The organism is Alteromonas sp. S005, assembly GCF_036864475.1.
Taxonomy (GTDB): Bacteria; Pseudomonadota; Gammaproteobacteria; order Enterobacterales; family Alteromonadaceae; genus Alteromonas.
Window position 1 is genome coordinate 38,431 of the sequence record NZ_JAZETN010000011.1, and the last position, 25,800, is coordinate 64,230.

23 protein-coding genes are annotated in these 25,800 nt (G+C 44.1%); 12 read left to right on the forward strand and 11 right to left on the reverse strand.

Features of this window, described 5'->3' with window-relative positions; translation table 11 throughout:
• Positions 1-167: 167 nt before the first annotated feature.
• The 4 genes from V7R55_RS13245 to V7R55_RS13260 form a co-directional block, all read right to left on the reverse strand.
• The gene (locus V7R55_RS13245) at positions 168-1,472 is read right to left on the reverse strand and encodes a response regulator (RefSeq protein WP_334059880.1); all 1,305 of its coding nucleotides are present in this window, start codon (positions 1,470-1,472) and stop codon (positions 168-170) included.
• A gap of 66 nt (positions 1,473-1,538) precedes the next feature.
• Entirely contained in the window at positions 1,539-3,218 is a 1,680-nt protein-coding gene (locus V7R55_RS13250; protein ID WP_334059881.1) for a sensor histidine kinase, read from the reverse strand.
• Between the two features lie 11 nt (positions 3,219-3,229).
• Complete coding sequence (locus V7R55_RS13255; protein WP_334059882.1) at positions 3,230-4,054, reverse strand: phosphate/phosphite/phosphonate ABC transporter substrate-binding protein; 825 nt, start codon at positions 4,052-4,054, stop codon at positions 3,230-3,232.
• A gap of 22 nt (positions 4,055-4,076) precedes the next feature.
• The gene (locus V7R55_RS13260; protein WP_334059883.1) at positions 4,077-4,637 is read right to left on the reverse strand and encodes a response regulator; all 561 of its coding nucleotides are present in this window, start codon (positions 4,635-4,637) and stop codon (positions 4,077-4,079) included.
• Between the two features lie 304 nt (positions 4,638-4,941).
• Between V7R55_RS13260 and prlC the strand changes: the two genes are divergently transcribed.
• From prlC to V7R55_RS13300, 8 genes are all read left to right on the forward strand, one after another.
• Positions 4,942-6,978, forward strand: a complete 2,037-nt coding sequence (prlC, locus tag V7R55_RS13265) for an oligopeptidase A (RefSeq protein WP_334059884.1) — start codon at positions 4,942-4,944, stop codon at positions 6,976-6,978.
• A gap of 6 nt (positions 6,979-6,984) precedes the next feature.
• Complete coding sequence (locus V7R55_RS13270) at positions 6,985-7,686, forward strand: DNA-3-methyladenine glycosylase I (RefSeq protein ID WP_334059885.1); 702 nt, start codon at positions 6,985-6,987, stop codon at positions 7,684-7,686.
• Positions 7,687-7,884: 198 nt separating this feature from the next.
• Positions 7,885-8,682, forward strand: a complete 798-nt coding sequence (gene ubiE, locus V7R55_RS13275; protein ID WP_269918560.1) for a bifunctional demethylmenaquinone methyltransferase/2-methoxy-6-polyprenyl-1,4-benzoquinol methylase UbiE — start codon at positions 7,885-7,887, stop codon at positions 8,680-8,682.
• Positions 8,682-9,317 carry a ubiquinone biosynthesis accessory factor UbiJ gene (locus tag V7R55_RS13280; protein ID WP_334059886.1) on the forward strand — a complete coding sequence of 212 codons (636 nt, stop codon included), beginning with the start codon at positions 8,682-8,684 and terminating at the stop codon, positions 9,315-9,317. Before ubiE ends, V7R55_RS13280 begins: the two co-directional genes overlap by 1 nt.
• A 23-nt stretch (positions 9,318-9,340) precedes the next feature.
• The gene (gene ubiB / locus V7R55_RS13285; protein ID WP_334059887.1) at positions 9,341-10,969 is read left to right on the forward strand and encodes a ubiquinone biosynthesis regulatory protein kinase UbiB; all 1,629 of its coding nucleotides are present in this window, start codon (positions 9,341-9,343) and stop codon (positions 10,967-10,969) included.
• A gap of 293 nt (positions 10,970-11,262) precedes the next feature.
• Positions 11,263-11,472: a transcription antiterminator/RNA stability regulator CspE gene (gene cspE, locus V7R55_RS13290; RefSeq protein WP_012519905.1), complete on the forward strand. Its 210-nt coding sequence runs from the start codon at positions 11,263-11,265 to the stop codon at positions 11,470-11,472.
• A 195-nt stretch (positions 11,473-11,667) separates the two neighbouring features.
• Positions 11,668-12,312, forward strand: coding sequence for a hypothetical protein (locus V7R55_RS13295; protein WP_334059888.1), 645 nt, complete (start codon positions 11,668-11,670; stop codon positions 12,310-12,312).
• Between the two features lie 76 nt (positions 12,313-12,388).
• The gene (locus V7R55_RS13300) at positions 12,389-12,871 is read left to right on the forward strand and encodes an Lrp/AsnC family transcriptional regulator (RefSeq protein WP_334059889.1); all 483 of its coding nucleotides are present in this window, start codon (positions 12,389-12,391) and stop codon (positions 12,869-12,871) included.
• Positions 12,872-13,446: 575 nt separating this feature from the next.
• Here V7R55_RS13300 and V7R55_RS13305 read toward each other — a convergent pair.
• Genes V7R55_RS13305 through V7R55_RS13315 form a run of 3 tightly spaced genes read right to left on the reverse strand, consistent with a single transcriptional unit; the run spans position 13,447 to position 16,408 of the window.
• Positions 13,447-14,454 carry a cytochrome d ubiquinol oxidase subunit II gene (locus tag V7R55_RS13305; protein WP_334059890.1) on the reverse strand — a complete coding sequence of 336 codons (1,008 nt, stop codon included), beginning with the start codon at positions 14,452-14,454 and terminating at the stop codon, positions 13,447-13,449.
• 11 nt (positions 14,455-14,465) lie between these two features.
• Complete coding sequence (locus V7R55_RS13310) at positions 14,466-15,839, reverse strand: cytochrome ubiquinol oxidase subunit I (RefSeq protein ID WP_334059891.1); 1,374 nt, start codon at positions 15,837-15,839, stop codon at positions 14,466-14,468.
• A gap of 11 nt (positions 15,840-15,850) precedes the next feature.
• Complete coding sequence (locus V7R55_RS13315) at positions 15,851-16,408, reverse strand: GbsR/MarR family transcriptional regulator (RefSeq protein WP_136783374.1); 558 nt, start codon at positions 16,406-16,408, stop codon at positions 15,851-15,853.
• A gap of 225 nt (positions 16,409-16,633) precedes the next feature.
• On the opposite strand from V7R55_RS13315, the gene V7R55_RS13320 reads away from it, so the two are divergent.
• The gene (locus V7R55_RS13320; protein ID WP_334059892.1) at positions 16,634-19,357 is read left to right on the forward strand and encodes an ATP-binding protein; all 2,724 of its coding nucleotides are present in this window, start codon (positions 16,634-16,636) and stop codon (positions 19,355-19,357) included.
• Positions 19,358-19,395: 38 nt separating this feature from the next.
• Here V7R55_RS13320 and V7R55_RS13325 read toward each other — a convergent pair whose 3' ends face one another.
• Entirely contained in the window at positions 19,396-20,421 is a 1,026-nt protein-coding gene (locus V7R55_RS13325) for a substrate-binding periplasmic protein (RefSeq protein ID WP_334059893.1), read from the reverse strand.
• Between the two features lie 217 nt (positions 20,422-20,638).
• On the reverse strand, positions 20,639-22,051 hold the full coding sequence (locus V7R55_RS13330) for a M28 family metallopeptidase (RefSeq protein WP_334059894.1): 1,413 nt from the start codon (positions 22,049-22,051) through the stop codon (positions 20,639-20,641).
• A 181-nt stretch (positions 22,052-22,232) separates the two neighbouring features.
• On the opposite strand from V7R55_RS13330, the gene V7R55_RS13335 reads away from it, so the two are divergent.
• Together V7R55_RS13335 and V7R55_RS13340 are read left to right on the forward strand one after the other, a co-directional pair.
• Positions 22,233-22,454: an AbrB/MazE/SpoVT family DNA-binding domain-containing protein gene (locus V7R55_RS13335; RefSeq protein ID WP_334059895.1), complete on the forward strand. Its 222-nt coding sequence runs from the start codon at positions 22,233-22,235 to the stop codon at positions 22,452-22,454.
• Positions 22,451-22,894: a PIN domain-containing protein gene (locus tag V7R55_RS13340; RefSeq protein ID WP_334059896.1), complete on the forward strand. Its 444-nt coding sequence runs from the start codon at positions 22,451-22,453 to the stop codon at positions 22,892-22,894. The genes V7R55_RS13335 and V7R55_RS13340 overlap by 4 nt, the downstream gene beginning before the upstream one ends.
• A gap of 59 nt (positions 22,895-22,953) precedes the next feature.
• Here V7R55_RS13340 and fre read toward each other — a convergent pair whose 3' ends face one another.
• Both fre and ubiD read right to left on the reverse strand, forming a co-directional pair.
• A complete protein-coding gene (fre, locus tag V7R55_RS13345; protein ID WP_334059897.1) occupies positions 22,954-23,649 on the reverse strand; it encodes an NAD(P)H-flavin reductase in 696 nt (231 codons plus the stop codon).
• A 98-nt stretch (positions 23,650-23,747) separates the two neighbouring features.
• Positions 23,748-25,214, reverse strand: a complete 1,467-nt coding sequence (gene ubiD / locus V7R55_RS13350; protein WP_334059898.1) for a 4-hydroxy-3-polyprenylbenzoate decarboxylase — start codon at positions 25,212-25,214, stop codon at positions 23,748-23,750.
• A gap of 294 nt (positions 25,215-25,508) precedes the next feature.
• Between ubiD and V7R55_RS13355 the strand changes: the two genes are divergently transcribed.
• Positions 25,509-25,760: a TIGR02647 family protein gene (locus V7R55_RS13355; RefSeq protein WP_118491853.1), complete on the forward strand. Its 252-nt coding sequence runs from the start codon at positions 25,509-25,511 to the stop codon at positions 25,758-25,760.
• Positions 25,761-25,800 lie beyond the last annotated feature (40 nt).

Sequence of the window (25,800 nt, forward strand, 5' to 3'; positions counted from 1 at the left end):
ATTTTTAAACGGTTCTGTTTGTAAGATTAATTAAAAGACCGAAGTTTGCTCAATAGCGTTTCAATTAGTTAATCAATGGGGACAATGCATGTAAATAAAAAGGGCAAGGCGTAAACCACTGTAATTTGTGTTGCGCTAGCCCTATTTAAACCTAATGCCTTCAAAACTTACTCACTTATAGTAGCAGAAAGCTCTTCTGGTTCTATTTGAATACTAAACGCTTTTCCGCGCTCTTCTTCAAACTGAACGAGTTTTTGAATGGTAGCGTCACTAAATATGTGACCTTCAGGAAGGATAAGGATATGGCTATCGTTATATAAATTTTGGGCAAGCACCATACCTGATTTAAGCTGTGAAGCCTTCAGTGATGTCGAAAGTAGCTTTGACGTTGTCACATCTTCTGCTTCTAGCAAGAGATCTAAAAATTCGCCGTCATAGCGCGTGTTTCTGTGCTTTTTCATTTCTAATTTGGCATCGCGAGGGCTCATTTCAACACCGCTCATTCTGCCTGTAACTAAGCGCCAGTAATCTCTAGCAATTGCTAAGATACGTGCGCCAGCAGGGATTTCTTTCGCTACTTTGTTATACAAACCAGAGCCGTTGTAGTGTTCGAACTGAAACTCTATGATATCTGAAACTTGGTGAAGTTCGTGCGCCGGAGCAAGTATCAATGCTGCTTGCTTAGTTTGCGATAAGTAGTTTTGTTGTTGCTGATATTTAAGCTTTGAAAACGGTGCTTTAAAGTCTTCTGTTTCAAGCCCTAAGAGACCAAGTTCACAAATAAGACCTGCGTAGCGAACCTGTTTTATTTCGTCTTTCTCCAAACGTGCAATACGCGCAAGCTTCGAAGACAATTCACTTACCTCAATGGCAAATTTCCCGTTTATATTCGGGTTAATGCTAATCACATTAAATAGCACTTGTTCCATGGCAATATTGTGCTTCTCAATTTTGTTCAGCGCAGCTTTAATTTGACGAGTACGCTTATGTACCACTTGTTCTAGTGATGTATTTATATCTCTTAGTTTTCTGTTTTGAAGGCGTGTAAGTTTTTGAAGACGTGCATTTTCAGCCTTTAATTTAACTCGTTCTAGCCCTTCCTCAACTACCGATATTAACTCTTGGTTGTCCCATGGCTTCTGGAGGTAACGATGAATTTTGCCTTGGTTAACCGCTTTAATGGTGGATTCGATATCTGCATATCCAGTGAGCACTACTCTAAACGTGTCAGGATAATTAATAGCAACTTGTTCAAGAAGCTCAGCGCCAGACATTTGAGGCATCTTCATGTCTGAGATGACAACGTGTACCTCGTTTTTACTCATCAGTTCCAGTGCTTTAGCACCGCTATCTGCAAGTAGGAGAGTAATATCCATAGTGAAGAGCGCACGTTTAATTGCACGAAGAATATTAGGTTCGTCGTCGACAAACAGCACAGTATAGGTTGTAGCTTGCTCAGTAGCCTCTGTCATAAAAAATTATCCTTATATGCGACGTAACAACTATCACATGCAATGGCACTATTTGATACCGTTTCTTTATGCATGATCAGCTTCACCGTTATTTTGTGAGTCTTTGGAAACGGAATTGATAGGAAGAGCTAAAGTAAAGGTACTGCCGTCTCCTTCCGTACTGGTGGCCGATAGCATTCCGCCGTGTTCTTGCGCAATACCAAATGAAATTGAAAGGCCTAGCCCAGTCCCTTGTCCTTCTGGTTTAGTGGTAAAGAACGGGTTGAAAAGTTTATCAAGATGACTAGGCGGTATTCCGCAGCCTGAATCTTCTACCCGTAACTCTACAAACTCACCAACAGTGCAGGTGGTGATAATTATCCTTCCGTTTTTGCCGGTGGCTTCGATAGCTTGTCCAGCATTAATGAGCAGATTGGTAATGACCTGAGATATTTTACCAACGTTCATTTCTACATCTGGGATCCTTCCTAAATGAGTTTCTACCGTACAGATATACTTCAGTTGATTGTTTACCATAGCCAAAGTGGTACGCACACAATCATTGATATTGTGTTTCTGCATTTGGTCGCTATCAACCCGTGAAAACAGTTTAAGACCTTTAACAATTTCTGCAACGCGCTGCAAACCTTCGCGAGAGTCACTTAGTAAGTCCGAAATATCTTCATTAATGAAGGCCATATCTTGATTGCCCAGCATATTTTTTAATTCAACCAGTGATGCTGCACGTTTGTTTTCATCTTTCTGGTCTATAACAACTTGGATTTGTGAGAATATCATTTGGTAAGTAGCAACGTATTCGCTAAGTGTTGATATATTGCTGCTTACAAAACCCACAGGGTTGTTAATTTCGTGCGCAACGCCTGCGGCAAGCTGGCCTACAGATGCCATTTTTTCAGCCTGCAGAAGTTGGACTTGCGCTTCTTTTAAGTCTTTGTTTGTTTCTTCTAGCTGATAATTTTTTTGATTGAGTAAAGACGTTCTATCTTGCACTTTTTCTTCGAGAAGTGTGTTTAATTCCTTGAGCTCATCTTGTGCACGTTGACGCTGTTCGTACTCTTCTTTCAAACGCTCTACTAACTGATTAAATGCTTCAGCTAGTTCGCTTAATTCATCTTTACCTCTAACAGGAACAAAGACTTCTTTGTAATCTTTGTTCTTAACCGCTTCTCCTAAATGCTTTGCGCCTTGCAAAAGCTGCTGAAGCTGAGACATTAAAAACGAACCGAGTAAATACGAACACAAACCTACTAGCACGAACTCCATCAGAGCAAGGGTAACCGTCCAGTTTCTCACCCTAGAGATCGAGTCAGTGACTGAGGCGATGTTTAGGCCAATTTCCACATAGCCATAAAGCGTACTGCCTACCATAATAGGGGCGCGAGTGTCGTATACACCATCATCAGCTTCTGACACAGACAAGTCTGCTTCAAAGGGACGACTAAGCGCGGCTTCACTTCCTTTCTCTACAAATATATTGTTGGTTTTGTCTTTTACTCTCACGTAAGAAATATTAGGGTTGGTTAATATCTCGGATACATCAGCATCAAGTGAAGCTAAGTCATAGCTTAAAAAAGCATTCTTTGTTGTAGATACAAAAAGTGCAACCGTGGTGTCTGCAGATTTTTTGATGTTGCTGTCGACAAGATCATTTAATAATTGGAACACGGTCACAATTAGCACCAACAGCAACAGTGCCGCAATGCTGGCTATGCCTGTTATTGTTTTAAATCGTAACGAAAGCTTCATTTCTGCATTTCTCAAAGGTGTGGTCGTGAAAGCGACGCAATACCTAGTGCTCTAACGTCGTCCCAATCACTGTCGCTAGATGCAACAAACCCGCTGAATCCGATTCTACTTAAAATGGATGCCTTGCTGCTGTCATTAGATAACGCAATCAGTGCGTTAAGAATAGCTTGTCTATCGACTTCTGCCATTTTTGGGTGTGTAGCTATAGCGTGAGGCGTGTAGCCTTTGCTTTCCCATAGCACACGGAGATCACTTTTTACTGAGTCAGGGGAGATGTTGAGCGTGCGAAGAATACCGCCACCGGCTTTGAAAAAATTACGCTGAACCGACAAGTACACAGAATCATGTGATTTAACGTAGCGCGGAATAAACGCAATACCTTGTTTGCGCAAATGCGCGCTGGTGATTATCGTCGCCGCAAATGCCGCGGGCGCGGGGAAGGCTATTTCAGCACCGTTTAAATCTGCGAGCGACTGAACAGGACTGTCCTGATGTACGACGATCAACCCTCGAATCTTCTTGTCTCGTTGATGTGCAAGAGAACGATACCCTACTGAATCGTTGAAAACCACAAAGTGGTAAGGATTCATATATGCAATGTCGTAAAGCCCTGCACTCACGTTCGCCTCGAAAGTTGGGATATCTTTCGCTGTCCTAAACTCGATGGTATGCCCGGTGTATTTACTTAAATAATCGATAAGCGGTTGCCACTTCTGAGCCATTTTCTTTGCAGACTGCTGAGGAACAACAGCGAAAGTCAGTGTTTTTGCATTAGATGGGGATGTAATGAAAATGAGACATAGCAATATCAAAATGCGCTTTGTTAACTCAGACATAGTAGAACCTCTCCCATTAGAATTACATCGACATGAATTGCTCTAGGACATTCGTAAGATCATGGTTTGAGAAAGGCTTTTGAAGCGTTGCATCAGCACCAATTTCCAGTGCACGCTCAAGGCTTATATCGTCTAAGGCTGAGATAACAACAATTTTTAAATCTTTGTGTTTACTTTGTTGGCGGGTGAACTCGATAACACTGTAGCCATCCATGCCAGGCATACTGAGGTCTAGGGTCATCACTTTAGGCTCATACTGACTTAACATGATCCCGGCTTGAAAACCGCCAGTCGCAATATATGAATCAAATCCTGCACGTCTAGCCACGCGTTGGATAGATTTCGCTACCGGCATTTCGTCGTCAACAATAAGAATAGATGGCGATGCAATGCCTTTGAGCGCGTCTGGAATGGGCATGTCATGACGTTCAAGGAACTCAATAAAGTCCTCAACAAGAATACGGTTGTTACCACGCCCTGGAAGCTTAAACCCTTTAAGTTTCCCGCTTTCAATCCATCGAATTACAGTGCGAAGGTTCACATCGCAATACGACGCTATTTCGCCAGAGGTTAAGGTTTTCATATCTAAGCCCTGTAGATTTATTAACCAGAATTATAGCTGCTGTACTACATGGAGACAAAGTAGACAAAAGGATGAAATGTGACATTTGTGACAGGGTGTTTGCGAGGCCACAAGTTACTAACTTCTGTACTTCTATTCACCAAGTATACGTTTCAAGCACAATAACCTCATCAAATCTTCGTGATCCTTACTTTCAAACTAGAAGTAACTTCAAGATAGGTCAACTGCGGCTTAAACAATAGCTTGCTTTTAGTCAACGAAACCCCATCATTATTCTATCAACGTGTTAAGAGTGAAAAAGATTATGACAACCCCTGCAATTGAGATGGTAGACGGCCTACCAATTTTTTCTGCTATTGAGCCTGCCTCTATTAAGCCTGCTATCGAAAAAGCCATTGAAGCTTGTAAAAATGAAATAGAAGAAGTGGTAGCGTCGAATGATTACTCTTACAAGAATTTAGTATTACGCCTTGAAGAGGTAGACGACCGCTTAAGCAAAATGTTCTCACCTGTGTCTCATATGAACAGCGTAGTAAGCAGCGATGAATTGCGAGAGGCGCATGATGCGTGTTTGCCGCTTTTATCTGAATACGGTACTTGGGTAGGTCAGCACGAAGGCCTTTATAATGCTTATGCTTCACTAAAAGCGTCTGACGAGTTTGAAACCTTGAGCGAAGAACAACAGAAAGTTATTGAGAACGCGGTACGTGACTTTACGCTTTCAGGTGTTGCGCTGCCTGCACAACAGAAGAAGCGTTTCGCAGAAATACAGGCAAAGCTTAGCGAATTATCGTCAACTTTCTCAAACAATGTGATGGACGCCACCATGGGGTGGACCAAACACATTACCGATGAATCTCAGCTTGCAGGTATGCCAGAGTCAGCCCTAGAGGCTGCTGCGCAAGCGGCGCACCAAAAAGACTTGCAGGGCTGGTTATTTACCCTAGATATTCCGTCTTACTTGCCGGTTATGCTTTACGCGGATAACCGTGAGCTTCGCGAAGAAATGTATCGTGCTTATTCAACCAAAGCGTCTGACCAAGGACCAAATGCCGGTAAGTGGGATAACACCGACATTATTAAAGAGACCTTAACGCTGCGCACAGAGCTCGCTGAATTGTTAGGGTTTGCTAGCTATGCAGAGCGTTCACTGGCTACCAAAATGGCAGACTCTACCGATCAGGTTATCGGCTTCTTACGCGATTTGGCGGCTAAGTCTAAACCTCAAGCGGAAAAAGAGCTTGAAGAAGTACGAGCGTACGCCAAAGATAAACATGGTGTTACTGAGCTAGCAGCATGGGATTTGCCGTATTACAGCGAAAAATTGAAGCAAGAGAAGTACACCATTTCTGATGAAATGCTGCGCCCTTATTTCCCAGAAGACAAGGTGCTATCAGGGCTTTTTGAAGTAGTGCATCGCTTATATGGCTTGAAGATTATTGAGCAGCCTGGCATCGATACCTGGCATAAAGATGTGCGTTATTTCACTATAACCGACGATGCAGACGCATTGCGCGGTAGCTTTTACCTAGACCTGTACGCACGCGCTAAAAAACGTGGCGGGGCGTGGATGGATGAATGCCGAGTACGCCGTGAAATGACAGACGGTGAACTTCAACTACCGGTGGCCTACCTGACGTGTAACTTCAATGCCCCTGTAGGCGATAAGCCTGCGCTGTTTACTCACGATGAAGTCGTCACCCTTTTCCATGAGTTTGGTCATGGAATCCATCACATGCTTACAAAAATGAGCGTGGCTGGCGTATCGGGCATTAACGGTGTGCCGTGGGATGCGGTTGAACTACCAAGTCAGTTCTTAGAGAACTGGTGCTGGGAAGAAGACGCCCTTAATTTTATATCTGGTCATTATGAGACTGGAGAGCCGCTTCCAGCAGATTTGCTCGACCGTATGCTTGCCGCTCGTGATTACCAGTCTGCTATGCAGATGGTTCGTCAACTTGAATTTAGTTTATTTGATTTCTTACTGCACAGTGAAAAGGGCAGTGAAGTAGACGTGCAGGGCACGTTAGACAAAGTGCGCGAAGAAGTTGCCGTCGTTATTCCGCCATCGTTTAATCGCTTCCAAAACGGTTTCGGCCACATTTTTGCAGGTGGATATGCAGCGGGCTATTACAGCTATAAGTGGGCTGAAGTCCTTTCTGCTGATGCTTACAGCAAGTTTGAAGAAGATGGCATCTTCAACCGCGATACAGGCAAAGCCTTTTTGGAAAACATTTTAGAAATGGGCGGTAGTAAGCCTCCTATGGATTTGTTTGTTGCCTTTAGAGGGCGCGAGCCAAATGTGGATGCTTTGCTTAGACACAGCGGCATCAAAGGCTAAGCGGCTATGTCTGAATCTAGGGCTGAGTCTTTTGAATCTATCTACCGCCGAGCGTGCGAGCGCAAAGGCGGTGAAAGGGTGCTTGAAGCCATGCTTCAAGCACCGCTTTCTAAAGCGCAAATTGAAACTATTAGTGATGATCGTTTTTTAGCGGCCATGACTAAGCAAGTGTTCAAATCTGGCTTTGTATGGCGAGTCATCGAGCAGAAATGGCCAGATTTCGAAACCGTATTTTTCGGTTTCAACGTGGATAAAGTGTTGCTGATGCCAGATGAGATGCTAGAACAAAAATCGTCGGATAAGCGCATTGTTCGCAACTATAAAAAAGTGATGACAGTGCGCGACAACGCCATGATGATTAAAGACGTGGCTATGGAGCACGGCAGCTTTGGCAAGTTTGTCGCTAGCTTCGATAAAGACAACATCACCGAACTATGGGCGTTTTTGAAAAAACGCGGCGCGCGGTTAGGTGGCAATACAGGCCCGTACATGCTTCGAGCGTTGGGTATTGATACTTTCTTGTTTTCTCGTGACGTTGAAGATTACTTGCGAAAAAACGAGATCATAGATGGCGGGTTAACATCAAAAAAGTCCTTATCGGCAGCAAATGCAGCGTTTGCCCAGTGGCATAAAGAAAGTGGCCGTTCGCTGCAAGAAATCAGTGCTATTGTGGCATTTAGCTGGGGCACGAATAATCTTGCGGCGTAGCACATATTAGGGATTGTATATTGTATTGCGCGGTCCAGAGTATCAGGTAGACAGGGACGTACGTTGCGGACTTAAACAAAGACCAAGCTAATAGATTATTTTTTTAGTATAAGGCTCAGGCAGGCATAAAGCTTTTGCTTGAGCACACAATCCTATACACTTCGGCATTAATAACAATATTCAAATTACAGGACTGTCATGAGCGACAATCAAACTCCCGCTACGCAAGCAGACTCTGCAATCGACAATGCTAGCGAGCATACGACACACTTCGGTTTTAAGCAGGTAGATAAAGGACAAAAAGCCTCTTTAGTTGCCAATGTTTTTGATTCTGTTGCTGCGAAGTACGACGTAATGAACGACTTTATGTCGATGGGAGTGCATCGTTTATGGAAGCGATTTACCATTGACTGCAGCGGTGTGCGCGCGGGCAATAAAGTGTTGGATATCGCGGGTGGCACTGGTGATTTAACGGCAAAGTTCTCTCGTTTGGTTGGTCCCACAGGCCGTGTAACCTTAGCTGACATTAACCTGTCAATGCTCAAGGTAGGTCGTGATAAATTGCGCGACCGCGGTTTGGTTAGCAATATCGATTATGTGCAAGCCGACGCAGAAGCGCTGCCGTTTCCTGACAACCATTTCGATGTGGTGACCATGGCGTTTGGTCTTCGAAACGTGACGGAAAAGCAAAACGCGCTAAATTCTATTTTTCGTGTGCTAAAACCCGGTGGTCGCTTGTTGGTTTTAGAGTTTTCAAAGCCAACGTCAGAGCAGCTAAGTAAACTTTACGATATGTATTCTTTTCATATTTTGCCCAAAATGGGTCAGCTAGTAGCGAACGATGCAGAAAGCTATCAGTACTTAGCAGAAAGCATTCGTATGCACCCAGATCAAGAAACCCTAAAAGGCATGTTTGAACAGGCTGGCTTTGAACAGTGTGACTACCAGAATTTAACTGGCGGTATTGTGGCTCTGCACAGAGGCTACAAGTTTTAATGCCTACTTCAGCGCTTGTTACCGCTACGGTTGAATCGGCTCTAAACAAACTGCTGTCTTTAGATGAAGACAGCGAAAAAAGGTTAAAAGCCCTCAACGGCGCCAGACTAACCGCGTTTGTCTCGCCGCTGCCTTACGGTATCACCTTGTCTTTTTCTGACCGTGTCGACGTACTCAGCGAGCAAGGCTCGTTTGAGGACGCCGTAGCATCGCTAGGAGCAAAAGACTGCTGTATTAAAACGTCGCTACAGACTCTGCCAGAATTAAAAGAAACCAGTCAGCTTACCCGCCTTATTCAACAAAAAGCACTCTTTTTAGAAGGGGAACTGAACGTTGCCCAGCAAGTCAGTGCTTTGTTTCAGCAGCTCGACATCGACGTTGAAGAGTTGATTGCTCAAAAGACCAATGACGTTATTGCACATCAAACTGTGAAAACGGTAAAAACAGTGCATGAAAAATCGATGACGGCGTTAGCGTCTATGGCTAAGGTCTTCGGCAATGCCGTGGTAGAAGAAAAACAGTTGGCTGCACATAAGCTTGCGGTAATGCACTTTAGTGATGAAGTGAATGCGCTTCGCGACAGGGCTGAAAGTGCCGATGCGCGACTGCGCCGGTTAGAAGAAAAATTTAAGTAAGATTGAGAGAAGCAGGCTCATAAATGCGTATTGTTAGGTTATACCGAATTAACAAGGTATTGTTGGAACACGGCTTAGATGAACTTATTCCAGCAAAGTGGTTACCCTGGTACGCGCGAATTATGCGCCATGCCATTTTTTGGGTGCGCAATAAGCATAAAGGAAAATCACCTGGCGAGCGCATCACTCTGGCATTGCAAAACCTTGGTCCAGTCTTTATCAAGTTTGGACAAATGCTTTCTACACGCCGGGACCTACTTCCCCCAGCCATTGCAAATGAGCTGGCCCGCTTACAAGACAAAGTACCACCTTTCTCGTCAGACGCTGCGCAAGACATCGTTAAGCAAGCGCTAGGGCTGTCTGATTTAAATGAACTGTTTAGCGAGTTTGAAACCGCGCCACTCGCGTCTGCCTCTATTGCGCAAGTTCACGCAGCAAAGTTAAAACACAACAACGAAGATGTTGTAGTTAAGGTATTAAGGCCAGATATTCGCGATACCATAGTAGCGGATATGGAACTTTTATTCAGCTTGGCGAATGTCTTACAGCGTTGGCTACCGGACGGCAAGCGCTTACGGCCGGTAGAGGTGGTAGTAGAATACCGAAAAACCATTGTCGATGAGCTAGATCTGCTGCGTGAGTCAGCTAACGGTATTCAACTAGGACGTAACTTTGAAGGCTCAGACGCCCTATACGTACCTAAGATTTACAGCGACTACTGTCGCAGTAATGTACTGGTTATGGAGCGCATTTACGGCCTGCCTATTTCTAATATCGACGCTTTGTTGACCCAAAATACTAATATGAAAAAGCTGGCAGAGCGCGGGGTTGAAGTGTTTTTCACCCAAGTATTCCGCGATAGCTTTTTCCATGCGGATATGCACCCAGGCAACATTTTTGTATCTACGGAACACCCTGAGAATCCAAAATATATCGCAATCGATTTTGGCATTGTCGGTACGCTTAATCGAGAAGATAAGCGCTATTTGGCCGAAAACTTTATCGCCTTTTTTAACCGAGACTATCGCAAAGTGGCGCAGCTTCACGCTGACTCTGGTTGGGTGCCGCAAGATACCAACATCGATGAGTTCGAAATGGCCATTCGCACCGTATGTGAACCGATTTTCCAAAAGCCACTAGCTGAAATATCCTTTGGTAACGTGCTGCTACAGCTATTTAATACGGCACGACGTTTCAATATGGTAGTGCAGCCGCAGCTTGTGCTACTGCAAAAGACGTTACTGTATATCGAAGGCTTGGGGCGTCAGCTATACCCCCAGCTTGATTTGTGGAAAACCGCCAAGCCGTTTCTTGAAAACTGGATGAAAGAGCAAATCGGCTTTACGGCTATGATGGGGAAGGTGAAGGACAACTTACCATTCTGGTCAGAAAAGCTCCCAGAAATGCCAGATTTGCTATACGACAGTCTGCAACAAATGAAGCGCTTGCCTTTGCAACAGCAACGAGCACACTTAGCACTGCTCCAAGAGCAAAAGAAAACAACTCAGACCACTCATCTAAGCCTTGTAGGGGCGACATTTGTGCTTCTGTCAGCAATATTGCCAATTTACGATTTATCGTGGCATTTTCCCGCCAGTACAGCGGGGATTGGCGCAATTTGTTGGTACTTGGCGTGGCGAAAAGGACTGTGATTTTTGTTACGCTGCGGTGAAATATTTATGAAATCCGTAGTTAATTAATTAATTTGTATAGTAATCGTCCCGAAGAGTGTTATAGTGAATACGGCTCTAAGCCAAAGTCTTTAAATAGACGCGATTTTGTATTATTTGCTATATGTAAAACCACTCGAGTTACCCGGTAATTTGTTGTAAGTTGTTTGTCCATTCGTAAGTAAGACCCAATACTCCGCCAATTTAAAGACTCTAAAGAACTTTGTTACACGCGCTTATGCGCAATTTAATACGATATTTGAGGTCTATACGACATGTCTAAAGTTACAGGCACAGTTAAGTGGTTCAACGCTGATAAAGGTTACGGTTTCCTAACTCAAGATAACGGCGGCAAGGACGTTTTCGTTCATTTCCGTGCGATCATCTCTGACGGTTACAAAACGCTTCCAGAAGGTCAGCGAGTAGAATTTGAAGTTGAAGAAGGTCAAAAAGGTCTTCAAGCTGCTAACGTGCAAGCTATCTAAGAATTCAAAAACGGCGGTCATTTGACCGCCGTTTTTCTTTCTATCGTCTACACCACCCGAACTAATCGTTTATCCCACCTATATTTGATGCTGACAGCATAATTCTAATATCAGTGCTCTGCGGTATTGCGAAGTCATGGCGTTTAATGCTTTACTCGTCGTTATGACCATGAATACATTTTCAGGGAGTGCTTTATGCGCATGACATCAATTATTCGATTCACAATGGCCGCAGTGCTACTTCTTCTTTGCTCAAGCCCTATCTATGCAGCTCAATCAAATGAACAAGTCGCTGGCCAGAAAGTGCTGGCAACAGTACTTAATGCCGAAATTAGTATGGCGGACGTTATGCCCAGCGAAGAAGAGAGAAAAAACATAAAGGAGCAGGCGAAAGATAACTACGCCGAAATGCTCGAATATGTTGCACGTGTAAACGCGTCTAACAAAATCTATGAACTTGTACTAGAGGATTACGCGAAGGAAAAAGGTATCACTCTTAATCAGGCTCTCGTGAACAAGTTTACCGATAAATTCGCAAGTCAGGTATCCAGTGATACGGCATCCAAACCTATCGAAGAAATAGCGGTTAAGCAGGTGATACAATTTCAAGCAGAAAGAGCCATGTTTGAAGAGTTTGGCGGTCGTGTTATTTTTCGACAGTCTAACCCACAAATGCCCATTGAAGCCTACAGCAAGCTGCTTTCTCGATATCGCGATGCGGGTAAGATTAACATAGTAGACGGGGAGCTGCACGAAGCGTTTTGGGCGGCCTTTAAGCCACCTTATCAATACGAAATTGCGCCGGAAAATGTCGACTTTACGCAGCCTTGGTGGCTTTAACTACATACTCAATAAAGTATGAGTATCGAACAAAAACAAAACTAAAAATGTTGGAAATGAAGGGCTAGGTTCCGCTATGGGTAGTGACAAAATAGGCGGTATAGACGCAATAGATAAAGCCATTTTGGCTATGCTTCAGAATAGCGCTGATACGCCCGTCGCGGAAATTGCCGAGCACGTCGGGCTTACGGTTACACCTTGCTGGCGTCGAATTCAAAAGTTAGAAGAAAAGGGCGTGATTTCTAAGCGTGTGGCACTATTGCAAGGAAAACAGCTGGGCCTTGCAATGACAGTATTCGTTCAGGTGAAAGCAGGAAGGCACGATGGGAAGTGGCTGGCAAGCTTTGCCAAACACGCGGCGTCATTTGATGAAGTTGTTGAATGTTATCGTATGTCAGGAGAGTATGATTACTTGCTAAAAGTACTCGTCACCGATATGGATTGCTTCGACCACTTTTATAAGCGATTGGTAAACGGTATAGAATTTTCAGACGTTACCTCTAGCTTTGCAATGGAGCAGATTAAATATACGACCTCGGTACCGTTAAACCATATTTAAGAACAAAAAAATGGGGCCGGTTTGACGGGCCCCATATAAATTAATGATTTTGTTCTTCAACGTGCTGGTCGGCATATATCTTGGATTTCTTTTTGATTTTACATCCTAAGATACGCTGCGCATTTTTACGGCCGATATAATGAGCGACTGTATAGGGGTGCGCGCGTTTGAAGAACCGTGAAAACGAATGGAATACATTTTCCATAGTATTGGCTCCTTCTAGTAAAAAATGCCCCAAATAAAATATAGTAATATTACAGTTTGATGTCAACAAAATATTCACCATTGTTTAATGTAGATATTTTGTTTTTACACGTAGTGTAGGCAAGAAATATTTTACGTCCTTCTATTTATTGATATTTATCGTTCAATAGAAAGGATCATTTTGATCGCGGGTTTTTGTCCACACTGCAAAAAGCAAATGACCTACGCAAGATGCCAGATTCAAAACGGAACAAAATGAAAAGTGCAGCAAACAGTATAGCTCTGGATAGAAAGTGAACACCATTGACTTTCAATAATGTTCACTATTGTTTTGAGTAATTGGGATCGCCAGCGATCCCATCAACGACTTGCTAGTAGTAAGACAGCTTTTCAGACTTGCCAGAGAAAATTTTATACACCATGGCCGTATAGGCTAAAATAATGGGCACAACAATGACTACACCCACAAGCAAAAAGCGTAGTGAGTTAGCGTCACTGAGCGCATCCATTACCGTCATCTGCCCAGGTATAATAAATGGGTAGTAGCTTATGCCAAATGCGGTAAAGCAAAGCAAAAATACAAGCAAGGCTATAAAGAACGGAAGCCATTCGCCTTTACCTTGAGCGTCAGGCAGCTTCTTAAGCAATACCCCGCACAATGCTAAAAGCGCAAAACATGCTACGGGTATAGCAAACAGCACATAGCCCCAAGGCGCCGATAGCCATAAATCTCGCACATCATCATGTAAGGTAAGGTTAGTAATACTTACCGCTGTAATTCCCACAGCCAGTACAATTAAACCACGGCGTGCCCAATAATAAGCTTTTTCTTGAAGCTCCCCTTCGCTTTTAAGTATTAACCAGCATGAGCCAATAAATGCATAAGCTGCCGTTACTCCAAATGCTGCAAGTAGAGCAAAACCTTGAGCCCAAATGTCAGTGCGAAGCCCAGTTACATAAATACCTAGCATGTAACCCTGCGCCAGCGTGGTTAGCAAAGAACCGTATTTAAACACTAAATCCCACTTACGTTTTTGCACTTGTACAACTTTAGCGCGAAAATCGAATGCCACACCGCGCAAAATAAGACCTAACAACATGAAAGTTGCAGGCAAATACAGAGTTTGCAAAAACTCACTATGAGCTTCAGGGAAAGCGATAAGCAGCAAACCGATAGCAAGCACAAGCCAAGTCTCATTGGCATCCCAGTAAGGGCCAATCGAGGCTATCATATCGTCGCGAAACGCCTCTGTTCTAGGCGGAATCAATACACCTACGCCTAAATCATAGCCGTCCAAGATGGCATAAAGTAATACAGATAAACCAAGTAAGCCCACATAAATATTTCCGAGCATCTCTGCTGATATATTTTCAAACATTTTTGCTCTCCTTAGACCGTGCTTGGGTCAGGTTCAGAAGGTTGCATCTTCGCTTTGGCGACTTCCCGCTCTTCTGTCGTGATCTCTTCGATCTCTACCGCTTTTCTGCACATCAACATAAGGGTTCCCATGTATGCAATCAAAAGCACGGTGTAGATAACGAGGTAGAGCGTGAATGACAATGCAATATTGGCCGGCGGCAGTTGAGTAACTGCGTCTGCAGTTTTCAACACACCACTCACTAAATAGGGCTGACGACCTATTTCTGTTACGTACCAGCCAGCGAGCGTGGCTATCCAGCCGCTAAATGCCATGCCTGCGAACGTGCGTTTTAGCCAAACAGGAAAGTCTTTGTTTCGCATAAGGTAAAGACTGCCAAGCCATGAAACGGCAAGCATCAACATGCCCATTCCCACCATAACTCTGAAGCCGAAGAACACAGGGGCTACTGGCGGGTGTTCACCTTCGAATTCATTTAATCCTTTAATCTCGCCCTTAAGTTCATGGGTAAGAATTAAACTTGCACCATAGGGAATGGGAATTTCAAAGTGGTTCTCCTTGCTTTCTTCGTCAGGAACTGCAAAAAGCAATAAAGGCGCGCCTTCAGTGGTTTCCCATAAACCCTCCATCGCAGCTACTTTTTGAGGTTGATGCTCTAGGGTATTTAAACCGTGCATGTCGCCTGCAAAAATCTGCAGAGGAATAAGCACGGCCGCCGTATAGGTAGCCGTTTTAAGCGCTAATTTTGGGGCGAGTTTATCGTCACCTTTCAACATACGGTATGCTGAAAGCCCAGCAATAAGGAAACTCGCCGTAAGGCCTGACGCCAACATCATATGAGCAAAGCGATAAGGGAAAGACGGATTAAAAATGATTTCTTTCCAGTTGGTGGCGTAGACCACACCATCGACCACTTCAAAGCCCTGTGGAGTTTGCATCCAGCTATTAAGGGCCAGTATCCAGAACGCGGAGGTGGTGGTACCAAGGGCAACGATAAGGGTAGATGCTGTATGCAGCCAGTTAGGAACACGGCGAATACCAAATAGCATGATACCTAAAAACGTGGCTTCTAAGAAGAAGGCGGTCAGTACCTCATAACCTAAGAGCGGGCCGGCCACGTTGCCCACTTTCTCCATAAACCCCGGCCAGTTGGTGCCAAACTGAAATGACATGGTCACACCGCTAACCACGCCTAGTGCAAAGCTTAGGGCAAAAACACGGACCCAAAAACGATACATGCGCATCCAAACAGGGTGACCTGAAATGTTTGAGCGCAGTTTAAAATAAAAAAGAAACCAGCCCATCGCCATGGTGATGGTTGGAAACAAAATATGAAAACTAATATTTAACGCAAATTGTAAACGAGACAGCAAGAATGCATCCACAGAAAGCCCCCTTAGTTAACGCTGTTTTTCCCTGGAAGTAGCTTGTCCTTGAGTTCAAGCATACGGCCCACGCCAGAACCTAATTTCATCAACGTGTTTAGCTTTTCAGGTCCAAGATTCTGAAGCTCTTCAGACCATGCCGTAATTGATTCGAGTAAATCATGAATTTCGTTCAGTTTGTGTTGGGCGTTTGCCTCCTTTTCATTAGCAGGTGCATCAAGGAGCAAATCCCGAAGCAGGCTCATGGTTGGGTCTATTTCGCGCTTTCTACGCTCTTCAAAAACCCGGTTTGCCAGCGTCCAGATATCGCCAGCGGGAATAAAAAACTCTTTCCTTTCCCCAGGAACATGGTGCTGTTTAACTAAGCGCCATGACTGAAGCTCTTTTAAGCCCATGCTGGTGTTGCCTCTGGAGATATTGAGCGCATCGGCAACCTCTTGGGCCGAAATAGGCTCTTCGTTTAAAACGATAAGCGCAAGAATTTGTCCAACTGTTCTGTTGAAACCCCAGCGGCTTCCCATTTCGCCAAAGTGCATAACCGCAGATGTAATTAGAGGCGTCATTTTCATTTTAATATTCCAGAAGTTTCAGAAATTACTGAAAGTTTATTGCGTCAAATCAAAAAAAGCAACAATAAAGCATTTTATTAGCAAGATTTAATTGATTATTTAATGAATGTGAACTGAACAAATCTCTTCGATATTACATGCTTTATTCAAGATAAGTTGTTATCGTGACAACAATTACTGTTCTAATCATGAAAGCTCGCTTTCCAAATTTCTCGGCGCAAGGTAATGCAACAAAATCAATACTCACAGCCTTCACTTCAAAATTGTGAAGACGAGGCCATTCATTTAATCGAAAGCGTTCAGAGCTTTGGATATGTTATCGCGATAAACCCCGACACTAAAAAGATTCACGTATTCAGTGAAAACATTAAAGAGCTATTTAAAGTCAATATAGTGGCGGGTGAAACGCCGGTCACAGATCTGATTGACGTGCCTTCACCAGACGCGCCTACATTCAAAACTATTTATGAGTCGGTTAAAGGTGGAGGGGTGCGCCATGCCTATCAATGGAAGTTTGCAAAAAATGCGCTTTGGCTCGATAACTGGGAAAAAGAAGGTAGCGGCGTTGCCTTTGATTCAAATGGTTTACTGGTAATAGAGTTAGAACCCACGCCTCAGCTAAGTTATGAAGCGGCTCAGCGCTGGGTACCAATGGATGTAGACATTCGCGCCCTACTACCCAATGTAGATGATAAGGAATCGATTAACGATGTCGCAGATGCGATAGCAAAGGTGTTTCAAGAATATATCGACTTCGATTCAGTAATGGTCTATCAATTTGATGATAAATATTGCGGCAATGTCATTGGTGAAGCAACTCAGCCAGACTCACGTTCATTTAAAGGGTTGAAATTTCCCGCGTCGGATATTCCCAAACAAGCCCGAGAGCTATACCTTAAAAACCGTGTCCGCTGTGTATTTGATGTCGAAGAGCAACCTATACCTTTACAGCCGTCTTTAATCGAGGCTGAACGCGCGCCAATAGATCTCTCAATGTCGATGGTACGTTCGGTATCACCTATACATATCAATTATTTAAAAAACATGGGTATTCGTTCGTCGTTTTCGGTGTCGCTTGTGTTTGAAGGGAAACTGTGGGGACTACTCGCTTGCCACAATAGTGAGCCTAAATATATCGACCAGAAAAAGCGTTTAGTGTGCGAATCACTTGGGCACCTTTACGCTTGGCAAATGCATACAAAAGCGCTTCATACAAAGAAAGAACAGTTTCAACAACGCCAGCGTAAGCTGAATAATATTGTCCATCAACTTACTTCTTACTCAAATCCATTGGAGGCTATTTCGAACAAAGAGACCCCTCTGCTGGAGGTTGCTAATGGTTGTGGCATGGCGGTTATCACGCCCACGGGTAATTACCTTGTTGGTAAAACCCCCTCAGAAGAAACGTTAACATTATTGTTAGGTAAATTTTCTGTCAGTGATTCAGAACAGTCGATAGCCATCAATAGATTAGCAGATGAGGTTTCTGAAGACTGTTCGCTTAACGGTATACGCGGTATGTACATTTCTTGTGTATCTGCCAAGTTGGGCTACTTCACCGTATGGTTTCGGGAGCAGCGTGACAAAACAATTCGCTGGGCAGGCCGAGAAGCAGCTAAAAAGGATATCGGTAAGTCATTAACCCCCCGTAATTCTTTTGATTTGTACTTACAAAGTGTGGCTGATGAGTCGGTAGAGTGGAGTGAGGACGACAAGCTAATTATTGATGGGTTCGACCACTTGTTTATCCCCTATGCCCTCAGTCTGAAAGCGTCTTCAGATCAACAAATTAGCAAGTTAGAAGAGTTGGATAAAGCTAAAGACCAGTTTCTAGCAAGTATCTCACATGAGCTTCGCTCACCGCTTAATTCAATAGTTGGGTGGACAGATTTAGCCCTTATGGATGTGGAAAATGTAGATAGAATGAAAGATGCGCTGGGGGTAATCAAACGCGCCGCATCTACTCAAGCCGCCTTGATAAACGACATCTTAGATTTATCTCGTATTATATCGGGCACCATGAAATTGAGTACCCATTCGCTAAATATTGCATCATCTATTTCCGAGGTAGCCAAGTCATTTGAAGCTGGGTTTGCAAGTAAAAATATTCAGCTTTCAATAAGTTGCGAAGACGAATATACCCAGATATTAGGCGATAATTTACGCATAAAGCAGGTTATAAATAACTTATTAAGCAATGCACTTAAATTTACGTCAAAAGGCGGTACTGTGCATGTTCGAGGCAAAAGAGAGCATTCAAACTACCTGTTTCGTGTTAAAGATAACGGAAAAGGTATGACACGTGAGCAAATAGCCCATGTGTTTGAGCGTTTTTATCAAGGCAATGATTCCCACAATAAAATTGGACTTGGGTTAGGTTTGTCCATTGTAAAAAGCTTGGTTGAAATGCACGGTGGTGAAATTTACGCAGAAAGCGATGGGCCTAATACGGGTACTACGTTTTACGTTACATTGCCTATCGCTCCATTGAGCTTGCATGATGAAATAATCGAAACTAAAAATAGTGAAATTAGTGACTTAACAGAGTCTTTGCGTTTAAGTGGTTTGCGAATTTTGGTAGCGGAAGATGAACAGGACGCACGCAATTTTATAAAACTATTTTTGGAGTCTAACGGAGCTCGCGTCAATGTGGTTAAAAATGGCTTGCTAGCGTGGAAAGAGCTCAACGATATGCCTGAGGCTTTCGATTTACTGCTCTCAGATATAGGTATGCCGGAATTAGATGGATTAGGTTTGATGCTTAAAATGAGGGCTAGTCAAAACCCTGAAATCGCCAAGCTTAGTGCCGTTGCGCTTACTGCTTATGCTTACACTTCTGACAGAGTAAAAGCGCTAAAAGCGGGTTTCAATAACTACGTATCTAAGCCGGTTGATGGTGAAGAATTGCTAACCATTCTGGAAATGTATTTACCAGAAACATCGCACTAACGGCGTTTACTAAAATTATCTATGCGAACTGTTATTACCTACCAGCGGCGAAGCAGCTGCTGGTAGACAGTTTTGTCTAGAAGCGACTCGCGGGCTGATACACTTTCTTTAACAGAGAGTACTGTACGAGCCTCCTCCAACGATGCATACTGCTCACCGTCTACATAAAATACGCTGCTGTTAGAGGTAGGCTTACCGTCAAGAGAGTAGGCGGTGTTTAGCAAGTCAGCGGTTGTAGTTATGCTGCTGTGCCCAATAAAATCAGCTATGCCATCGCCATCCACATCCTTTGTTATCCACGCTAGTGCAAGAGACTGATTGAATTCTCCGTTATTCTGCAGCGTCGATACGGCCTGGTTAAATTTTTCAATAATGCTTTCAGCCCTCGCAACATTTTTACTAAGAGCTATTTGAAACCCTGTTTTTGCCAAAGGCTTTGCTGAAAAATGCAGTGTTTCTTCACTATCGTTAGCAAGCAAAATGTTTAGTTCCTGAGCGAGGAGCTGGGTGGTTATTAAATAAGGTGCTCTATCATCGGCAAGTTGGCGAAAGGCATCAAAAGTTGTGGGGTTGCGCGACCACTTTATATCTTTAAGCAATCGGAATGAGGGCGTGTTAGCAAAGCGGTTTTCAATGGCAACCCGATTGCCTTTTAAGTGTGGAAAAAGTCTAACTTCCTCTACGTTTGCCTCTTTACTTACCGCATAAAGATGAATAGGCAAGTAGACATCGGAAAGCACATAGTTGCTAATATCTTCGCCCAAATTCACGTAGGCAAACTCACCGTCTAGTTTTCCCGTTAAGACAGAGCTGCCTAGAAAAGCCTGACGCATAACCTGAAGCTGAATATCCAGCCCTGCTTCTTTGAACACCTTTTCAAGCAAGGCATTAATTCGAGCAGGCTCACCATCATCGCTAATGTAGGTTTCAAAGGTAGCGGCACCCAAAGTCGTGGGGGCGGCATGTAAAAGCGAAGTGTTAACAAAACAAATTGCTAGGCTGATACCTAACAAGGAAAGGCGTCGAGTGAAAAAAGAAAGCGAAAACGCGCTGAATTTTACCAAAAGTGAACTCCGAACTGCCATCATGCATTTACTACACTGTAATGCAGTTAGTCACGTAATTCCAATAAACACGCATTGGCTTAAATTAACAAAATGTAAGTCACATCAGTATTTTGTGCAGTATGTGTTGGGCTAGGTGAGTACTAACGGCACTCGTGACGATAAGCCTGTTTCGCTAATGGCTTACTGTCACGAGTATTAGCTTAAGCTAAATAAACTAGTCGCCGAAGCTTCCCGCGGGACCAGGGTAAACCACAACGCTTTCAACACCGTCTTTGTTCACGCTAGCAACGCCAAAAAAGTAGTTGTCGATAACGACGTTCTCAAGCATGGCCTCGGTCACATTGCCCACATACTTACTATATTCCCACTGCGGTGCATCGGTATGACGCCAATATATTTTGTAACCTTTAAGCTGAGGATTTTGTTTTGCATCCAGTGCATCCCACTTTAAGAAGGTTGAAGGCTGAACAGCGCCCGCAATTTGTACGTTTGCAGGTGGATTCGGTGCCCACGCCATCGCTGCAAGAGAAACCGCGTTTAGACCGGTAAGCTTAGCTGCGTAGTCAAAGTCAACGCCATCTAAGGTATCACCATAGGCAATCCCATCTTCTACGCGAAGGTCTTGGTGTTGGCGGGTATAGTTTTCGTTAGTCTCCATAATACGAATACCCGGATAGCCCAAGTCGTTAAACGGGCGATGATGTCCACCACGGCCAAAGCGGTCTAGGCGATAAATCACCATAGTGTCTAAGTTCTCAATGTACTTATCCGCGATTTTATCGATATAGCGGGCAAGGTTTCGGCTTGGTGAGTCTACTTCACCACCGGTAAAGCGGCGCATGCGAGCGTCTTTTTCGGTTTCGGTCACGCGTGTACCTTCGGCAAACAAGCGAGCGGTGGTGTTGTTAATTACGCCATTAACGCCTTCAATGTTGCCGATCATGTCGTTGTTTAGGACCGCTTTAATTCGCCATCCGTCTTTTTGGGCTTGCTTTGCCATGATACGTCCGCCGAAAAGCCCTTGCTCTTCACCTGATAATGCTGCGTAAACAATACTGCCGTTAAACTTATATTTCGACAACACCCGCGCGGCCTCAAGAGTACCGGCAACGCCCGAGGCGTTGTCATTTGCGCCCGGCGAATCAGAGGTGAAATCCATGACATCAGACACTCGTGAATCAATGTCGCCTGACATGATCACGTAACGATCCGGGTCAGTACTACCACGTTGAATAGCGATAACGCTGACCACTTCTACAGGCTCTGGAATACGTTTCTCACCGCTAATTACTTCTGATTGGTAGTACACCTCTAAGCAGCCACCGCACTCGGCTGAAATTTTATCAAACTCAGATTTAGTCCAGCGACGCGCAGCGCCTATACCACGGGTGTCAGACTCGGTTTCAGAAAGGGTGTGGCGAGTACCAAAATTGACTAACTTAGTAATGTCTTTTTCGATATTTTCAGCGGAAACACCGTCGGCAATATCGTAGAGTGCTTGCTGCTGCTCGCTCTGGGCGTGAGCGGCGAAACAAAATGTGCTACTCAATAAAACAGTAGATACCAGTAGGCTATTTTTTCTTATTTTTACGCTTATCTTAGCGAGTGAGGATAGGTTTTTTATCATTGTTCTCTCCAGTGTTTATCTTTTAACCATAACCAATACGTGGCTTGGCTACAATTGGAGTAACCGATTTAAACTAGCCAACTGTCGCAAGCTTAAAACTATCTATTCTTTACTTTCTGGTAAAAAGTAAAGATGGTAGTATAATAAATGAACAGTTGAGAGGTGTGGAGATTAAATAACAATGGCTAAAGTTAGTATGAAACGGCAGATAACGCTACCCGCAGAGTTGTGTAGCATTGCAAATATCTATGCGGGCGATGATGTTGAAAGCTTTGTTGATCGTCAAGGTGTTATCTCTATTGTGAAAAAACAAACTGGCGCAGCAAAAGGAATTTTGAAAAATATCACTGTTAATCACAGCTTCAGTGATGAAACGTCTCTCCAGAGCGCGATAGAGAAATGATAGCTATAGATACGAATGTCTTGCTTCGTTACTTACTACAAGACGACGAAATGCAAGCTTTGCAAGCAAGTAATTTGATTCTTAACTCTGAGAAAGTCTTGATTACAGATGTGGTATTAATTGAAACTATTTGGACGCTAAAAGGTAAGCGCTACAGTTTAAATAAAGAGAAAATTATTCAGGTTATTCATGCACTATTTGCCGAGCCAAATATTGTGTTTGAGGATAATCAGGCAGTCTGGGGCGCATTGAAAGATTTTATCAATGCTAAGCCAATAAAAGCGGGCGGGAAAACCAAGCAAGCAGACTTTCCTGACGCTCTCATCATTAATAAAGCCAAACGTCACGCGCAACTATATAAGTTTAACCTCACCAAAGTGTTTACCTTTGACAAAGCGGCTCAGGAGATTGAAGGTATGATTGATCCCCAATACTCCTGATAAAGCGCCAGCGACGATTCGATGGCGGTAGGTTTTAACAAGCCTCGTATACAAATGGCTTAAACAAACGCAAACGCATCGCCAAACAGGTTCTCAACCTTTAAGCCGCGCTGAGTAAAATCGTCGCGTACTACTTTTGCCATTTCGAAGCGACCGGCAACATATACTTGAACGTTCGCAAAGTCAGCATGGTCTGCCATTACCGCATGATGCACCCAGCCCGTTCTGCCTTTCCATTCATCACATGCAAACTCAACAACTGGCACAAAAGTGAAGTGCTCATTTGCCTCAGCAAGCGCTGTTAGCTCATCGGCTAGATATAAGTCATCCGCATGCTTCCCGCCCCAATAAAGGGTAAGTGGTGTTTTGTCACCGCCGTTAAGGTGCTCTTGCAGAATGGAGTAGGTATACGAGAAGCCAGTACCACCAGCAATAAGCACCATCGGCAGGCCATTGCTTTGCAAAAAGGCATTGCCATTACCCACATTTACAGTAATTTCGCCATCTGCACGCATGCGCTCAAGCACTTCGCCGGCGTAGCTGTTGCCAGGCTCTGCGCCAATGTGTAATTCAATGCGGCTGTTATCAAAGGCGGCGTTAGCAATTGAGAACGGACGCATATCTTTTTCGCCCATCACTACCATAGCGTACTGACCGGCCTTAAATTCCACAGGGCTTTCTGGCGTTAATTCAACTTTTTGAACCACTTCGGTTAAGGGCGTGATGCTTGCAACCTTACACTTAATTTCTGACATGTATTCTCTTTAAACCTTCTTGCTTAGCGTGTCGCCTTTTTATGCGCTTTAATACAAGCGCATGCTCAATACAAAATAAATAGCGCTAAAAATAATTGCTACATAATACCAAGACTGTCCCAAATATCATCAACCCGTTTTTTAACGTCTTCGTCCATCACAATAGGCACGCCCCATTCACGGTCGGTCTCTCCCGGCATCTTGTTTGTTGCATCCATGCCCATTTTAGAGCCGAGCCCTGAAACCGGTGATGCAAAATCTAAGTAATCGATAGGCGTATTTTCTATCATTACTGTGTCGCGGGCTGGGTCCATACGTGTAGTAATTGCCCAGATGACATCGTTCCAGTCGCGGGCGTTAACGTCATCATCACACACTATCACAAATTTGGTATACATGAACTGACGTAAGAACGACCACACACCCATCATCACCCGTTTCGCATGGCCAGGGTATTGCTTCTTCATGGTAACTACTGCCATACGATAAGAGCACCCTTCGGGGGGCAAGTAGAAATCTACGATTTCAGGGAACTGCTTTTGTAAAATAGGCACAAACACTTCATTAAGCGCGACACCTAGGATAGCTGGCTCATCGGGTGGACGGCCGGTATAGGTTGAATGGTAGATTGGATCTTTGCGGTGGGTTATGTGGGTGACGGTAAACACAGGGAATTCATCAACTTCATTATAATACCCGGTGTGATCGCCATAAGGACCTTCAGGTGCAGTTTCGTCCTGAGCTATATAGCCTTCAAGCACAATCTCGGCGCTAGCCGGAACTTGCAAATCGTTACTGATAGATTTAACCACTTCGGTTTTATCACCGCGCAGAAGGCCTGCAAAAGCATATTCTGAAAGTGTATCGGGTACAGGAGTAACCGCACCTAAGATGGTGGCTGGATCTGCACCAAGCGCCACAGACACAGGGTAGGGTTCGCCCGGATGGGTCTGACACCACTCACGAAAATCAAGGGCGCCACCACGGTGTGATAGCCAGCGCATAATGAGTTTGTTTTTGCCAATAACCTGCTGACGGTAAATGCCCAAATTCTGGCGCTTCTTATGCGGCCCTTTAGTAACACTTAAACCCCAGGTTACCAAGGGCGCAGCGTCACCCGGCCAACAGCGCTGTACCGGAATTTTTGACAAATCGACGTCGTCACCGGTAAGCACTACTTCCTGACAAGGGGCTTTTTTTAACACTTTAGCAGGCATGTTCAGCACCTGTTTGAACACAGGTAACTTTTCCCAAAGATCTTTTAGCCCTTTTGGCGGCTCTGGCTCTTTTAAGTAAGCCAGCAGTTTGCCCACTTCGCGCAGCGCTTCAACAGAGTCTTGCCCCATGCCCATCGCTACGCGCTCTGGCGTACCGAATAAATTGGCCAGTACCGGCATATCGTGGTTTTTTGGGTTTTCAAACAGCAACGCAGGGCCGCCAGCACGCAATGTCCTATCGGCAATTTCTGTCATTTCAAGATCGGTATCAATGGGCTGGCTAATGCGTACTAACTCGCCTTTTGCTTCAAGCTGGCGAATAAAGTCGCGTAAATCTTTATACTTCATCTGTTATGGCGTATCCACGTACGTTATTTATGGCAAGAATATACCATTTTAAGTCAAAGTCCGATCAGTAAGCGGTGTGAAACCAACATTAAACGTTCTACAGACAAAATAACCTTTACAGTGGCGTCATTTAGGTGTGATATTGGAATATGTTATGAAATTTAACAATTGCGGGCCAACGGTACATGGCGCGCGTATAATTACACAAGCCCTTGTATTATAGTGCTTTGTGATAACACGCAGCAGTAATGTGCGTATTAAAACCTTAATAACCCTTTCGCCTAAGGTGGTTACATGAGTTCATTCGATCAGGACATGCTAGACGAGTTAAATTTGCTACTGAAGTTTCCTGCAGACAGTCTGCTTCAGGGGTTGAAAATCCATCACGATGCTAGTCAAAGTATGGTGAACGCAGCATCAAGGCTGTATTCGAAAGGCTTAATCACCCAGCCTGATGGCGGTTACCTAACTGATTTAGGTATTGATTTAGCCGACCACGCCCGTCACATTCAATCGGCCATGTGCCCGCGAAAAAGTAGTCATTAGCCTAAACGTTTTTTGCTATACCCTTTAACCGAGAGGTCAA